This window comes from Brevibacterium sp. MGP-B1, assembly GCF_057766545.1.
The window spans coordinates 984,078-998,599 of record NZ_CM173407.1; the positions used below are offsets into that span (position 1 = coordinate 984,078).

Annotated in this window: 12 protein-coding genes and 1 tRNA gene; 7 read left to right on the plus strand and 6 right to left on the minus strand. The window is 64.9% G+C overall.

Going from position 1 to position 14,522, the window contains the following annotated elements:
- Nucleotides 1-6: 6 nt before the first annotated feature.
- The 3 genes from rsgA to AC3CD9_RS04540 are packed head-to-tail and all read right to left on the minus strand — an operon-like array spanning nucleotide 7 to nucleotide 2,945.
- The gene (gene rsgA, locus AC3CD9_RS04530) at nucleotides 7-1,110 is read right to left on the minus strand and encodes a ribosome small subunit-dependent GTPase A (RefSeq protein WP_488366524.1); all 1,104 of its coding nucleotides are present in this window, start codon (nucleotides 1,108-1,110) and stop codon (nucleotides 7-9) included.
- Between the two features lies 1 nt (nucleotide 1,111).
- Nucleotides 1,112-2,455, minus strand: coding sequence for a 3-phosphoshikimate 1-carboxyvinyltransferase (gene aroA, locus AC3CD9_RS04535; RefSeq protein WP_488366525.1), 1,344 nt, complete (start codon nucleotides 2,453-2,455; stop codon nucleotides 1,112-1,114).
- Nucleotides 2,448-2,945 (minus strand): DoxX family protein, encoded by a 498-nt coding sequence (locus AC3CD9_RS04540; protein ID WP_488366526.1) that lies wholly within the window; start codon nucleotides 2,943-2,945, stop codon nucleotides 2,448-2,450. Before AC3CD9_RS04540 ends, aroA begins: the two co-directional genes overlap by 8 nt.
- Nucleotides 2,946-3,021: 76 nt before the next feature.
- Here AC3CD9_RS04540 and AC3CD9_RS04545 point away from each other — a divergent pair, with 76 nt between their 5' ends.
- Both AC3CD9_RS04545 and rsrA read left to right on the plus strand, forming a co-directional pair.
- Complete coding sequence (locus AC3CD9_RS04545; RefSeq protein ID WP_488366527.1) at nucleotides 3,022-3,747, plus strand: sigma-70 family RNA polymerase sigma factor; 726 nt, start codon at nucleotides 3,022-3,024, stop codon at nucleotides 3,745-3,747.
- The gene (rsrA, locus tag AC3CD9_RS04550) at nucleotides 3,744-4,001 is read left to right on the plus strand and encodes a mycothiol system anti-sigma-R factor (protein ID WP_039210641.1); all 258 of its coding nucleotides are present in this window, start codon (nucleotides 3,744-3,746) and stop codon (nucleotides 3,999-4,001) included. Before AC3CD9_RS04545 ends, rsrA begins: the two co-directional genes overlap by 4 nt.
- Nucleotides 4,002-4,098: 97 nt before the next feature.
- On the opposite strand, the gene AC3CD9_RS04555 is transcribed toward rsrA, so the two are convergent.
- The 3 genes from AC3CD9_RS04555 to AC3CD9_RS04565 form a co-directional block, all read right to left on the minus strand.
- Entirely contained in the window at nucleotides 4,099-4,173 is a 75-nt protein-coding gene (locus tag AC3CD9_RS04555) for a 50S ribosomal protein bL37 (RefSeq protein WP_098731028.1), read from the minus strand.
- Nucleotides 4,174-4,346: 173 nt separating this feature from the next.
- The gene (locus AC3CD9_RS04560; protein ID WP_488366528.1) at nucleotides 4,347-4,961 is read right to left on the minus strand and encodes a GDSL-type esterase/lipase family protein; all 615 of its coding nucleotides are present in this window, start codon (nucleotides 4,959-4,961) and stop codon (nucleotides 4,347-4,349) included.
- Nucleotides 4,958-8,680 (minus strand): multifunctional oxoglutarate decarboxylase/oxoglutarate dehydrogenase thiamine pyrophosphate-binding subunit/dihydrolipoyllysine-residue succinyltransferase subunit, encoded by a 3,723-nt coding sequence (locus tag AC3CD9_RS04565; protein ID WP_488366530.1) that lies wholly within the window; start codon nucleotides 8,678-8,680, stop codon nucleotides 4,958-4,960. Before AC3CD9_RS04565 ends, AC3CD9_RS04560 begins: the two co-directional genes overlap by 4 nt.
- A 102-nt stretch (nucleotides 8,681-8,782) precedes the next feature.
- Between AC3CD9_RS04565 and guaB1 the strand changes: the two genes are divergently transcribed.
- The 5 genes from guaB1 to AC3CD9_RS04590 all read left to right on the plus strand — a co-directional run bounded on the left by guaB1 (nucleotide 8,783) and on the right by AC3CD9_RS04590 (nucleotide 14,405).
- On the plus strand, nucleotides 8,783-10,240 hold the full coding sequence (guaB1, locus tag AC3CD9_RS04570) for a GMP reductase (protein ID WP_488366531.1): 1,458 nt from the start codon (nucleotides 8,783-8,785) through the stop codon (nucleotides 10,238-10,240).
- Nucleotides 10,241-10,371: 131 nt separating this feature from the next.
- Nucleotides 10,372-11,703 carry a hemolysin family protein gene (locus AC3CD9_RS04575; protein WP_488366532.1) on the plus strand — a complete coding sequence of 444 codons (1,332 nt, stop codon included), beginning with the start codon at nucleotides 10,372-10,374 and terminating at the stop codon, nucleotides 11,701-11,703.
- The gene (locus AC3CD9_RS04580) at nucleotides 11,700-12,761 is read left to right on the plus strand and encodes a hemolysin family protein (protein ID WP_101545483.1); all 1,062 of its coding nucleotides are present in this window, start codon (nucleotides 11,700-11,702) and stop codon (nucleotides 12,759-12,761) included. Before AC3CD9_RS04575 ends, AC3CD9_RS04580 begins: the two co-directional genes overlap by 4 nt.
- A 417-nt stretch (nucleotides 12,762-13,178) precedes the next feature.
- Nucleotides 13,179-14,216, plus strand: coding sequence for a M15 family metallopeptidase (locus AC3CD9_RS04585; RefSeq protein ID WP_488366533.1), 1,038 nt, complete (start codon nucleotides 13,179-13,181; stop codon nucleotides 14,214-14,216).
- A 113-nt stretch (nucleotides 14,217-14,329) separates the two neighbouring features.
- A tRNA-Arg gene (locus AC3CD9_RS04590) sits at nucleotides 14,330-14,405 on the plus strand.
- Nucleotides 14,406-14,522 lie beyond the last annotated feature (117 nt).

The following is a 14,522-nucleotide window of genomic DNA, read 5'->3' on the forward strand; positions in this document are numbered from 1 at the left end:
TCCAGCCTATCCAGTCGAGGGCAGCAGCCGGCGCAGGGACTCCAGCCGTGAGACTCCTCCCGGTCCGGCCTTGCCATCGGCCACCCATTCATCGAGTCGGCAGCCGGGAGAGTCCGCGAGGTGAGTGCATCCGCGGGGGCAATCGGCCGTGGCCTCGACGAGTTCGGGGAAGGCGGAGAGCAGGGTCTCCCGGTCCACATGGGCCAGGCCGAAGCTGCGCACTCCCGGGGTGTCGATGAGCCATCCGCCGCGTTCCAACGGCAGGCACACGGCCGAGGACGAGGTGTGACGTCCGCGTCCGGTCACGTCGTTGACATGGCCCGTCGCGCGGTCGGCGGCGGGAACGAGAACGTTGGTCAGCGTGGATTTGCCCACCCCGGAATGGCCGACGAGGACGCTGATGCGTCCGCGGAGACGCTCGGCCACCTCGGCGTGGGGTTCTGCTTCGTCGCGGGCCGCATCGTTCGCGGCGATTGTCGTATCGGTCGGCTCAGCATCGGGATCGATGGAGGATTCGACGATGTCGATCCCGGACGCGGAGAAGCGTTCCTGCAGTTTCGTCGCCGGGTGCAGATCGGTCTTCGTGACGATGAGCAGCGGAGTGATCCCTGCATCGAAGGCCGCGACGAGCGCGCGATCGATGAGTCCGAACGAGGGATCCGGGTCCACGGTGGCCGTGACGATGCCCATGACGTCGACGTTGGCGACGAGGACGCGCTCTGTCGGGTCGGTGTCATCGGCGCTGCGGCGCAGCAGGGTCTGCCGCTCGGTGATCTCCACGAGCCTGGCCAGGGTCCCCTCGGCCCCCGAGGTGTCGCCGACGAGGCGGACGACGTCGCCGGGGACGATCGCGTGCTTGCGCAGGTGCGAGGCGCGTACCGCCGTCACCGAGGTGGCCCCACGTGACCGTTTCCCCTTCTTCCGAATCGGGGGACTCGACGGAAACTTCCCGTCGTCGTCAGCGAGGATGACCCGGTACCGGCCCCGATCGACCGCGGTGACCAGACCCGAAACAGCGTCCTTGTGGTCGGGACGGTTCTTCGTCCGCGGTCGTGAACCGCGTCGGTTCGGCCGGGGGCGGTAGTCCTCATCGCGCAAGATCTTCGCCATATCAGGCTCCGGGGGTGAGCATGGCTTCCCACAGCTGAGTGAAGGCAGGCAGGGTCTTGGCGACAGTGCCGGCGTTCTCGATGACCATACCGTCATTGCGCAAGGCGAGGACGGCACCGGCCATGACCATGCGGTGGTCGTGGTAGGTATGCCACAGCGCCGGGCGCAGGTGCGTGGTGCCGGTGATCGTCAGCGCCTCGGCATGTTCGACGACATCGACGCCGATGGCACCGTACTCTCTGGTCAGAGCCGCCAGACGGTCGGTCTCGTGCCCACGCAGATGCCCGATACCGCGCAGCTGCGACGTTCCTTCGGCCAAAGCGGCGAGAGCCGAGACCACTGGGGTGAGTTCGCCGACGGCCGACAGGTCGAGATCGACCGGGGTGAGCCGGTCCGGGCCCTGCACATGCAGTCCTTCCCTATCGAGGCGCACCGTGGCTCCGAACGCCTCGGCGATCTCGCGGAAGCCGTCACCTGCCTGCGTGGTGTGCACGGGCCAGTCGGCGATGGTCACGGATCCGCCGGTGGCCACGGCCGCCGCTGCGAAGGCTGCGGCATTGGACAGGTCGGGTTCGACCTGCACGTCGAGACCGCGCGGAAGTCCTGGTTCGACGATCCAGCGCTCGGGTTCGGGCTCGCTGATGTCGACGCCCGCATCGCGGAGGACTTCGATCGTCATGTCCACGTGCGTTCGGCTGGGCACCGAGTCCGCAGTGTTGGTGAGTTCGAGTCCCAAAGGCATGACGGGAGCGGTGAGGAGCAGACCAGAGACGAATTGGCTGGAGGCGCTGGCGTCGATGCCGAGGTGGCCGCCGCGCAGCTGTGAGTCGGCGTGGATCGTCATCGGCAATGTGTTCGCGGCGGAGGTGATCGACGCACCGAGCTCCCGCAGCGACTCGATCGTCACCGACATCGGCCGCACCCGGGCCTGTTCGTCGCCGTCGAGGACGACCTCACGGCCGGTGAGCGCGGCAAGTGGGGGGATGAAGCGCATCACGGTTCCGGCGAGACCGCAGTCGATGGTGATCGGTGCGGAATCCTGCGCAGCTGCGTCTGTGGGCGCGTGTCCGCCCGAGAAGGGGATCGGCTCGATGTGGAGCTCATCGCCGTCTTCGTCGATCACGGCGCCGAGGCGACGCAAGGCGTCGACCATGAGCAGGGTGTCGCGGCTGCGCAGCCATCCCTTGAGATCGGAGCCGGAACGGGCGAGAGCCGCAAGGATGAGATAGCGGTTCGTCAGGGACTTGGAACCGGGAACGGTCACAGTGGCAGAGACGGCGGAACCGGCGACCGGCGGCTGCCAGTCGCCGGTCGCCGGGGGAGTGTGCGTGGAGATGTCAGTCAACTCCGAGTGCGCTCAGAGCCTGCTTCGAGGTGTCTTCCACGCTCGACCACAGGTCTTCGGCCGCGTGCTGGGTCCGCCACCACAGGCCGGGGCGTCCAGCAGTGTCGACGGCGGCGAGCAGGGCACCGCCGAGCATCGAGGTGCGCAGAAGAGTGCGTTCGTTGCGGACCTTCTTCTCCTCCTTCGACGTCGTCTTGTCAGCAGACAGACGCTCCCCGACGGTGTCGAGCAGGTAGGTGCCGACGAGGATCGATGCGCTGAGGCGGGGGAAGCGTCCGATGGCGAGCATCGAACCGGCAGCGACCTGGGCAACCCCGGTGGCTCGGGCGAGAGTCACTGCGTCGACGGGGACGTCGACCCGCTTGCGAGCCTGGTTGAGGAGCGGGCCGACCGATGCGGCCGCTGCCTCCGGCTTGCGCAGTCGTTCGACGCCGTTGAGGATGTAGCCGGCGGCCAGCATGGGCCGTGCGATAAGACGAATGGGAGACACAGTGGTCCTTCCTACGTGGCGGTCATCTCACTGGCAAGCATAACTGCTGAGGTGGGAATAGTGGGACGTCGGTCCGATGTTGTACGGGGTGAAGCCATTCGACGGGTGCACCCGTCGGGAAGTCGACAGGCAGAAGGAGAAGTCTGTGAGCGCCACTGCCGTCCTGGAGAGAACGGGCGTACCATTGACTGCGATGACCGAATCAGTCAAAGAAGCCCCCGAAACCGACGCCGAGAGGTCGGCGCGTTTCGAACGGGATGCTCTGGAATATGTCAACCAGCTCTACGCAGCTGCTCTGCGTATGACCCGGAATCCGGCCGACGCCGAAGACCTCGTCCAGGAAGCCTATGCGAAGGCGTATGCCGCCTTCCACCAGTACAAGCCCGGAACCAACCTCAAGGCCTGGCTGTACCGGATCCTGACGAACACCTTCATCAACAACTACCGCAAGAAGCAGCGTCAGCCGCAGGAACACGGCAGCGAAGACATCGAGGACTGGCAGATCGCCCAAGCGAACAGCCACTCGTCCTCCGGCGGTCGTTCCGCGGAACTCGAAGCCCTCGACCACCTTCCCGACTCCGACGTCAAGGAAGCGCTCTCGGCACTGCCCGAAGACTTCCGCATGGTCGTCTACTACGCCGATGTCGAAGGCCTGCCGTACAAGGAGATCGCCGAGATCATGGAGACGCCGATCGGCACTGTGATGTCCCGACTGCACCGCGGTCGCCGACAGCTGCGGGAGATGCTGGCCGACTATGCCGCCGAGCGCGGTTTCGTGAGTCCCGAGGGAGGTGCGAAATGAGCGACGAAGGATGCTGCGAAAGCGTCAGGACCGAGTCACTGATGCGCATCTACCACTACCTCGACGGAGAACTGACGACGACGGAGATCCGCGAGATCTCGATCCACCTCGAACAGTGCCCGTCGTGTCATGACGAGTACGAGATCGAAGCGCTGCTCAAAGAGCTCGTGCGTCGTTCGTGCAGTCACGACCGTGCCCCGATGGGACTGCGAGAGAAGATCCGGCAGCGGATCGCGCTCGAACAGAACTCCTGACCGGCGCCCAGACACAGGGCAGTCCACGGACACAACGAAGGCGGGAAGAGAATCGAATCTCTTCCCGCCTTCGTCATTCACCGAACGTATCAGCGAATCATGCGTTTGGACGCTTGCCGTGGTTTGCTTTCTTACGGCGGCGATCGCGACGCTTACGGCCACGCTTGCTCATTGTGCCCTCCTTTGATAGACGCTCAATTGTCTCATGATCACCCGAGCAGAGCAAAGTCGGACCAGGTCACCCACCTTGCCGAATCGGTCTGACAAGAGGATGCGACTGTCACCGCTGAGCTCTTCGTCGGCCGGGCACCGCAGAGATCTTCGGTCGGGCGCCCCATCGACGGCTCAGCTGTCGCCGAGGACGTCCTGGACTCCCAGCCAGTTGAACCAGCCGCGATGGAGAACGAGCCAGGCCAGCAGACCGTATCCTTCCTGCGCCGGCAGATGGTCCCGCGACGATGCGACCTCGCGCTGCCATACGGGATGGCCGAGGAGGGGCGTGAAGGTGTCGACATAGGTGATGCCGCGCCGCTTGGCCACATCGGAGAAGCTGGCGTTGAGCTCGGCGATGCGACGGTTGCGGTCACCGTCGTGTTCAGGCGGTGGGCCCAGCACGAAGGTCGAGACCTTCCGAGCCAACGCCTCGTCGAGGATGTTGGCCACATCGAGCCGGGCCCTGGCCACCGAACGCCCCGAATCGAGATCCCCGGAACCCAGAGCCAGCACGAGACGATTGTCCCCTTCCCGAGTGAACCGCAGGGACGCCTCGGCGATGGTCCGAGCGTGAAGACCCGCGGAATCCTCGGTCGGGACGGCCAGGGGATACACCTTGAGCTCAGGCAGACTCGGCAGAGTCCTCGCCGTCACCCGACCGACCCACCCCAGGCCACGGCCATCGCCGTGGCCGGCGACCAAAGGGCCTCCGACCACGGCGATGGTTGTGGTGACGTCGCTGCTCACCGGCTGAAGATCCGGTCGACGAGTTCCTTCTGCTGGGCTTCGTGGAAGTGCTTGAGCCCGGTCGAGGTGGCGGCAGAAGCGGCACGGGAGATGACCTTGACCTCACGACCGCCGAGGAGCTCGGGCAGGTGCAGTGCCATGAACGGCCATGCTCCCTGGTTCTCCGGCTCTTCCTGGGCCCAGACGATCTCGGCATCGGCCGGGAAGCGATCGAGCACGGCGGTGATGGCCGCCTCGTCGAGCGGGTAGAGCTGCTCGAGGCGGACGAGCGCCATCTTCGTGTCGTTGTCCTTCTCCCGCTTGGCTTTGAGCTCCCAGTAGAGCTTGCCGGAGACGAGGACGACGCGCTCGACCTGCGAGGCGTCGACGTCCGTATCGTCGATGACGGCCTGGAACTTGCCCGAGGTGAAGTCCTCCGGCGAGTTCGCCGCAGCCTTGAGGCGAAGCATCGACTTCGGGGTGAAGACGATGAGCGGACGCTTGTTCGTCGTCGAGGCGTGGCGACGCAGCAGGTGGAAGTACGAGGCACCCGAGGACGGGTAGGCCACCGTCATGTTGTTCTCCGCGCACAGCTGGAGGTAACGCTCGATGCGACCCGAGGAATGGTCGGGTCCCTGCCCCTCGTAGCCGTGGGGCAGGAGCATGACGACACCGGAGTTCTGCTGCCACTTCTGCTCGGAGGAGGAGATGAACTCGTCGATGACGGTCTGCGCACCCTGTGCGAAGTCACCGAACTGAGCCTCCCACGCCACGAGGGCGTCCTTGCGTTCGACGGAGTAGCCGTATTCGAAGCCGACGGCGGCGTACTCGCTGAGCAGGGAGTCGTAGACCCAGAAGCGAGCCTGCTCCTCGGTGAGGTTCTGCAGCGGCGTCCATTCGTTGCCGTTGACCGAGTCGATGAGCACGGAGTGGCGCTGGACGAATGTTCCGCGACGGGAGTCCTGACCTGCCAGCCGCACCGGCACGCCGTCCATGAGCAGCGAACCGAAGGCCAGCAGCTCGGCGAAGCCCCAGTCGATTCCGCCGGACAACGACATCTCCTTGCGCTTCTCGAGCAGCGCCCGCAGCTTCTTGTGAACCGTGAAGCCTTCGGGGATCTCGGTGAAGGCCTCGCCGATGCGCTGCAGCGTCTCGGGGCTGATGGCCGTCTCGGCGTCGTTGAAGGTCTCGATGTCGCTAGGCTCGTAGGGAGCGTTGAATGCTTCTCCGTCGTAGGAGCCGGTCTCGGCTTCCTTGGTCTCGGCGAAGGCCGATTCCAGCTTGGACTGGTAGTCCTTGAGCGCCTCGGCGGCCTCTTCGTCGGTGATGCACTTCCTGCCGACGAGGGATTCGGTGTAGAGCTTGCGCACCGAGCCCTTCTTCTCGATGAGGGAGTACATCGTCGGCTGGGTCATCGACGGATCGTCGCCCTCGTTGTGGCCGCGGCGGCGGTAGCACACGAGGTCGATGACGACGTCCCGGTTGAATTCCTGGCGGTATTCGAAGGCCAGGCGGGCCGCCCGGACGACGGCCTCGGGATCATCGCCGTTGACGTGGAAGATCGGGGCGTTGATCGACTTGGCGACGTCCGTGCAGTAGAACGAGGACCGCGCCGAGGCGGGGGGAGTGGTGAACCCGACCTGGTTGTTGATGATGACGTGGACCGTTCCGCCGGTGCGGTAGCCGCGCAGCTCGGAGAGGTTGAGCGTCTCGGTGACCACACCCTGTCCGGCGAATGCGGCATCGCCGTGGACGAGGACCGGCAGCACGGTGAAGCCGGACTCGCCCTGGTCGACGAGATCCTGCTTGGCGCGCACGATGCCTTCGAGGACCGGATCGACGGTCTCGAGGTGGCTGGGGTTGGCCGCGACGTAGACGCCGGTGGTGTTGCCTGCCGGCGAGGTGAACGAACCCTTGGTGCCCAGGTGGTACTTCACATCGCCGGAGCCCTGGACGCTGTCCGGGGACATGGTTCCGTCGAACTCACGGAAGATCTGCGCATAGGACTTGCCGGCGATGTTCGTCAGCACGTTGAGGCGACCACGGTGGGCCATGCCGATGGCGACCTCATCGAGGCCGGTGTCGGCGGACTGGTTGAGGATCTCGTCGAGCAGGACGATCGCGGACTCTCCGCCTTCGAGGCTGAAGCGCTTCTGTCCGATGTACTTCGTCTGGAGGAAGGTCTCGAAGGCCTCGGCGGCGTTGAGACGGCCGAGGATGTGTCCCTGCTCCGAACGGGTGAGCTCCTGATGCGGGACCTCGATCTTCGACTGGAACCAGCGGCGCTGGACCGGGTCGGCGATGTGCATGTATTCGAAGCCGGTGGTCCGGCAGTAGCTCTCACGCAGCAGCCCGAGGATGCTGCGGAAGGGCATCATCGGCTTCGATCCGAACCCGCCGGTGGGGAACTCGCGTTCGAGATCCCACAGGGTCAGACCGTGCTGATTGATGTCGAGATCCGGGTGGGACCGCTGACGGTAGACCAGAGGATCGATATTGGCCATGAGGTGACCGCGCGTGCGGTAGGCATCGATGAGTTCGATGACGCGTGCGGTCTTGTTGACGTCGTCCTGGTCTTCGGCCGAGACGTCGGGAACCCAGCGCACCGGCTCGTAGGGCAGGCGCAGGGATTCGAAGACATCGTCGTAGAAGCCGTCTTCGCCGAGCAGGTAGCTGTGGACGAGCTTGAGGAACTCGCCCGAACCGGCTCCCTGGATCACGCGGTGATCGTAGGTCGAGGTCATGGTCAGCACCTTGGACACGGCCAGAGAGTTGATGGTCTGCTGGCTGGCACCCTGGAACTCGGCGGGGTAGTCGAGCGCGCCGACGCCGATGATGCAGCCCTGACCCTTGGTCAGACGCGGAACGGAGTGGACCGTGCCGATTCCGCCGGGGTTCGTCAGCGAGACGGTGGTGCCGGCGAAGTCGTCGGCGGTGAGCTTGCCCTGCCGTGCCTTGTCGACGAGGCCGTCGTAGGCGTCGACGAACTGGCGGAAGGTCAGCGTCTCGGCCTTCTTGACGTTGGGCACCAGCAGGGTGCGTGATCCGTCCTTCTTCGGCACGTCGATGGCGAGGCCGAAGTTGATGTGGGCGGGGGAGACCATCACGGGCTTGCCGTCGCGGACGTCGTAGGAGACGTTCTGCGAGGGGAAGTTCTGCAGGGCGCGGATCACGGCGAAGCCGATGAGGTGGGTGAAGGAGACCTTCCCGCCTCGGGTGCGCTTGAGGTGCGAGTTGATGACGATCCGGTTGTCGATGAGCGCCTTGGCAGGCAGGGCCCGGACCGAGGTGGCGGTCGGGACTTCGAGCGACTCATCCATATTCTTGGCGATGAGCTTCGCGGGGCCGCGCAGGGGAGTGATCGTCTCCTCCGGTGCGGGCTTCGGTGCGGCTTCCTTCGCGGTGACCTTCGGCACGGACTTGGTCTCTGCCTTCAGCGTCTCGGACTCAGCCGAAGACGGGGAGACGCCGCGAGAGGTCTCACGGGAGGTCGCCGGGGCTGCAGCTGAGGCAGGGGCCTTGGCATCCGACTTCTTCGCGGCCGGCTTCGCCTCCTGCTTGGCGGCGGGCTCGGCAGCGGACTGAGCGCCTCCGCCGTTCTTTTCGTACTTGTCGAAGAAGGGCCACCAAGACTGGTCGACCGAATTCTTATCTGACTTGTACTGCTCATACAATTCCTCGACCAGCCACTCATTCGACCCGAAGTCTTCAACGGTGCGGTTCGGAGTATTGACGGACACGGCGTTGATCGCCTACTTCCTGATTCAAGACTTGCTGCTTAACGACATCTCCAAGCCTAACGTGATGTGCCATCGAATGTGCAGTTAAGGGACAATAGTGTTATGCGTTTCATCTCAAATGACCCGAACACCGATCTCACCTACTCAGATGTCTTCCTCGTGCCGAACTCGTCGGCGCTGACTTCGCGCTTCGAAGTCGACCTCACAACGACCGATCCGACCGGGTCGACGACGCCACTCGTGGCAGCGAATATGACCGCTGTGTCCGGTCGACGGATGGCGGAGACGATGGCACGTCGCGGGGGACTGGCGGTGCTGCCCCAGGACATTCCGCTGACCGTTGCGCAGGAGACCATCGCCTGGGTCAAGAGCCGCGACCGGATCTTCGAATCCGCGCTGCGCTTCTCACCCGAGGACACAGTGCTCAATGCTCTGCACGTGCTGGCCAAGCGTCCGCACGGCTTCGGCGTCGTCGTCGACGACGCGGGAAAGCTCGAAGGCATCATCAATGCCGCAGATCTGCGCGGAGTCGATCGCTTCACCTCGGTGGCGGAGCTGTTGGACTCCTCACCGCATGTCATCCGCGCCTCCGAGGTCGACTGGGAGGACGCTGCGCAGCTGGAGTCCCTCTTCGAGTCGATGACGGAGTCGCGAGCCGAGTTCGCCGCCGTCGTCGACGATGAGAACACGGTGCTCGGCAGCCTGACTCCGAAGTCGCTGCTGCGCTCGTCCATCTACACGCCCAATTTCGACGATCGGGGACGGCTGAAGGTCGCCGTGGCCATCGGCGTCAACGGTGCCGCGGTCGAACGTGCCACAGCGCTGGTCGAAGCCGGTGCGGACGTCCTCGTCGTCGACACCGCCCATGGCCACCAGGTGAAGATGCTCGACACACTGTCGGCGATCGCCGATGCCGAACTCGGGGTGCCGATCGTGGCCGGAAACGTCGTCACCGCCGAGGGGGTCCGCGACCTCGTCGCTGCCGGCGCTGACATCGTCAAGGTCGGAGTCGGCCCGGGCGCCATGTGCACGACCAGGATGATGACCGCGGTCGGTCGTCCCCAGTTCTCCGCAGTGCTCGAATGCGCCGAGGCGGCTCGCGAGCTGGGCGCCCACGTGTGGGCCGACGGCGGAGTCCGCTACCCCCGCGATGTCGCTCTGGCCCTGGCGGCCGGGGCCTCTCAGGTGATGGTCGGATCCTGGTTCGCCGGGACCCACGAATCGCCTGGCGACCTGCTCGTCGACGGAGAGGGCCGGAAGTACAAGGAGAGCTTCGGCATGGCTTCGGCTCGGGCCGTGGCCAACCGGACCAGAGCGGAATCGGCCTTTGCGCGCGCTCGGAAGGGACTGTTCGAAGAAGGCATCTCTTCGTCGACCATGTACATCGACCCTGAATCTCCTGGGGTCGAGGACCTGCTCGACGGCATCACTTCGGGCGTCCGCAGCTCCTGCACCTACGCCGGGGCCGGTGATCTCGGAGAATTCGCGCGTCTGGCCGCGGTCGGTGTCCAGAGCGCCGCCGGCTACGAAGAGGGCCGACCGCTGTCGGGAAGTTGGTAAGATCTCCTCATGCACAGTGACAGTCCCGGCCGGCGGGAAGCCGGCGCCCCAGATGACGACCCTCACCCCGCGAGGGTCTCACACCTCAACTGCTCTGCTGAGCAGATAGCGAACTGCGGGGACAGTCACTGATGGAATGGATACTCCTCGCCCTCGCACTGCTGCTCATCCTCGGCACCGGAGTCTTCGTAGCAGCCGAATTCTCGCTGCTGACGCTCGACCGGCACACAGCCGATAAGGCGGTCGAAGACGGCGTCGTCGGCGCGAAGACGCTGCGGCGCTCGATGACCCACCTGTCCACCCAGCTCTCGGCAGCGCAGGTGGGCATCACGATCACCACTCTGCTCACCGGTTACCTCATGGAACCATCCTTGGGCAGGCTGCTGGCGCCGCTGTTCGAAGCCTGGGGCGTCGGCCCCGGCCTCGCGGCCCCACTGGCGCTGACCATCGCCCTCATCGTCTCCACCGTGGGATCGATGATCTTCGGAGAGCTCGTGCCGAAGAACCTCGCCATCGCTGTGCCGCTGGCGACCGGTCGCATCGCCGCACCGATGCAGTACGTCTTCTCGATCGTCTTCAAGCCCGTGATCGCCGTCCTCAACGGCACGGCGAACAAGATCCTCATGTCGATGGGCATCGAGCCGCAGGAAGAAGGTTCGGTGGGGCGTTCCCCGGAGGAGCTGACCTCACTCGTGCGGCACTCCGCCGAAGAGGGCGTGCTCGATGAGCAGACAGCAGGTCTGCTGGAGAGGACTCTGAGCTTCTCCGAGCGCACAGCGGAAGACGTGATGACTCCGCGCACGCGCATGTCCACGGTGGACAAGGACACCACGGCTCGACAGATCATCGAACAGGCCCGGGACACCGGATTCTCCCGGTTCCCCGTGGCTGACGAGGACAAGGACCACATCGTCGGAGTCGTTCACGTCAAACAGGCCTTCGCCGTGCCTCCGAGCAACCGCGACGATGCCTACGCAGGAGGGCTGATGACCGAGGTCCGTGAGATCCCGGAGACGCAGCGCCTCGACCCGCTGCTCCTGGAGCTGCGCGCCACCGGCCTGCAGATGGCTGTGGTCGTCGATGAGTTCGGCGGCACAGCCGGAGTGGTCACCCTCGAGGATGTCGTCGAGGAGCTCGTGGGCGAGGTCGCCGATGAGCACGATCGGATGCGCGTCGCGGCACGGCCGGCTCGCGACGGCTCCTGGATCGTGCCCGGTCAGCTGCGACCCGATGAGATCTCGTCGACGATCGGAGTCACCATCCCGGAGGACTCGGACTACGAGACTCTGGCCGGATTCGTCCTCAAGGAGCTCGGACGGATTCCCGAACCGGGTGACGAGGTCTGTATGGAGGATGCCCGCATCGTGGTCGAACGGATGCACGGACGACGCATCGAACGCCTCCGGGTGGTGCTGCGCGCCGCTGACGCAGGGGCTTTCGAAACCGGAGGTGAGACTCGATGAGCGCCGATTGGTTCGGACTGGTCTGGCTGGTCGTTCTCCTGCTGGGCAACTCCTTCTTCGTCGCCGCTGAATTCGCGATTGTCGCTGCCAAGCGATCACAGATCGAACCGCGAGCGGCCGAAGGCTCCGCGGCGGCCAAGACCGCTCTCTATGCGATGGAGCACGTGTCACTGATGCTGGCGATCTGCCAGCTCGGAATCACCGTGTGCTCCCTGCTTCTGGGCAATGTGGCCGAACCGGCCATCCACCACCTGCTCGCCGGTCCCCTCGAGGGCCTGGGCATTCCCGCCGGACTGTCCTCGACGATCTCCTTCGTCCTGGCGCTCGGCGTCGTCACCTACCTGCACGTGGTCATCGGTGAGATGGTGCCGAAGAACCTGGCACTGGCCGCCTCTGGCCAGGCCGTGATGCTGCTGGCGACACCGCTGGTGTTCCTGGCGCGGGTCTTCGGCTTCGTCATCCGCCCCCTCAACGGCCTGGCCAACGGGGTCCTTCACCTGTTCAAGATCGAGGCCCGTGACGAGGTCAACGAGGCCTATACGATCGAGCAGGTCGAATCGATCGTGGCCGAGTCGAAGCGCGAGGGACTGCTCAGTGATGACACCGGGCTGCTCAAGGGTGCCATCGAGTTCAGCGACAAGACTGCGTCCGACATCATGGTCCCGATGTCCGAACTCATCACGATCTCGGACAAGGTGACCCCGAACGAGCTTGTGACCTTGGTCGGCAAGACAGGCTTCTCCCGATACTTCGTCGTCGGTGACGACGGGTATCCGCAGGACTACCTCCACATCAAGGATGTCCTCTACGCAGACACCGAAGAGGCCTTCGACGCTCCAGTGCAGAGCAAGCGCTTCCGCCCCCTGTTCACGGTCACCGCCGATGACGAGGTCGAAGAGGCGCTGGCGCAGATGCAGAAGGCGGGAATCCATGTCGCCCGCGTCATCGACTCGCAGGCGCAGGTCCTCGGCCTGCTGTTCCTCGAAGACGTGCTCGAAGAGCTCGTCGGCGAAGTCCAGGACGCGATGCAACGGGGACGATTCGACTTCCGTCGCTGAGCATTCTGCGCCGACCGATCCGCCCGGCTCACCCACTCGCCTCGACGGCGGTCTCCTGATTGCGGGGAGGCCGCCGTCGAGGTTTCGCGTCCGCTCCCGGCGCTGTGCAGGTGCGCTGGGGCCATGCGTTCGGGCGTGAGGCCATGCCTGTGCTCGTGGGAAGTGCCGTTCGGCGCGGAGTCCCAAACGTGTCCGACTGTGTAACGGTTCGTAACAAAACAGTGATTCAGGACACCTGGAGTAGGGCGCCTGTAGTGATCTGTGATCAAGCATCGACAGAGAATGACCTGGTCACACGCTGTGTATGAACTGAAGGTGACATTCTGTAACGATGTCGTTATAGTGTTGTGACATAAGCTTTCGGGCGCCCGGCAGAGGGCTTCCACCGCACAATCTTCACCAACAGTATGGAGCACTATGTCGAGTGAGCTCTCGACCGTCGAGGCGCCGCCGGTCCGCCGACGTGATCTGCGGAAGCAGAACGCCTCTTCGCAGGTTTCGACGATCAACTCTTCGCATCTCGTGACATCGCAGTCGCGGAACAGCGCATCCGCAGCCCTCTCACCTCGTCGCGCGGCGATGGCCGCCGAGGCCCGCGCAGCAGCGGGCTCACCGCGGCGGGCAGCGATGGCAAAAGAGGCTTCTCGGCCGATGACCCCTGCGGGTCATACGTCGACGCTGGCCGCGGCTCAGCTCGGCAACCGCGGTTCCGACGGTTCGCTGCTGCGCTCGGTCCGCCGCCGTCAGGTCACCACCTTCTCTGCTCTGGCCACTGTCTCGGTCACCGGCACCGCCATCGCTGCCGTGATGGTCGCCGGCAACATGAGCGGCAACCAGGAAGTCAAGGTCGACGACTCGGCCGCACAGTCCCAGCCACGCGCGATCAACGCCGAATCGGTCTCCGCCGACATCAAGGTCGACGACGATGACAAGACCTCGATGACCATCGGTGCCCCGAGCGCCAAGCAGACCAAGGTCGACGCGGCATCTCGCGCGATCACGAAGACCGTTCTGCCCGGCTGTGACGAAGCAGCGCCGAAGGGCGAGGCGAGCAACGGCGAGCTGCCCGACGGATGGCTGTGCGAGATCGGCGTGGGCAACCACAAGCTGCGCTCCGATGCGGCCGTGTCGTTCGCGAAGATGAACGCTGCCTTCAAGAAGGACACCGGCAAAGACCTCGCAGTCACCGACTCCTACCGGTCGCTGGAATCACAGGTCTCCGTCGCCGCACGCAAGCCCGGCTTCGCAGCTCGTCCCGGAACCTCCAACCACGGTTGGGGCCTGGCTCTGGACCTCGGCGCGGGAACGCAGAACGGAACCGGCCAGCAGTACGAATGGCTCGTCGCCAACGCTGAGAAGTTCGGGTGGGAGAATCCGGACTGGGCCAAGCGCAATTCCTATGAGCTGTGGCACTGGGAATACGTGCCCGGCCGCAAGGCTATGAAGGGTGCCTGATCTGCTCGAACATCGCTGATCACAGCCCTACGACACCGCGGGCAGTCCTCGAAGGACTGCCCGCGGCGTCGTTTTGGGAGGTGGTGCCCAACGGTGATAGAGTTGCATCCGTTGCCCGCGTAGCTCAGTGGATAGAGCGTCTGCCTCCGGAGCAGAAGGTCGTAGGTTCGAATCCTGTCGCGGGCACCACGACACCGCCCATCTCAACTTCTGAGGTGGGCGGTTCTGCATACGCGATCCGGGTGGTCGATGGTGCAGACAGGATCTAAGGTAGTCGGAGACGAGACCCGGACCGCGATGTGAGGC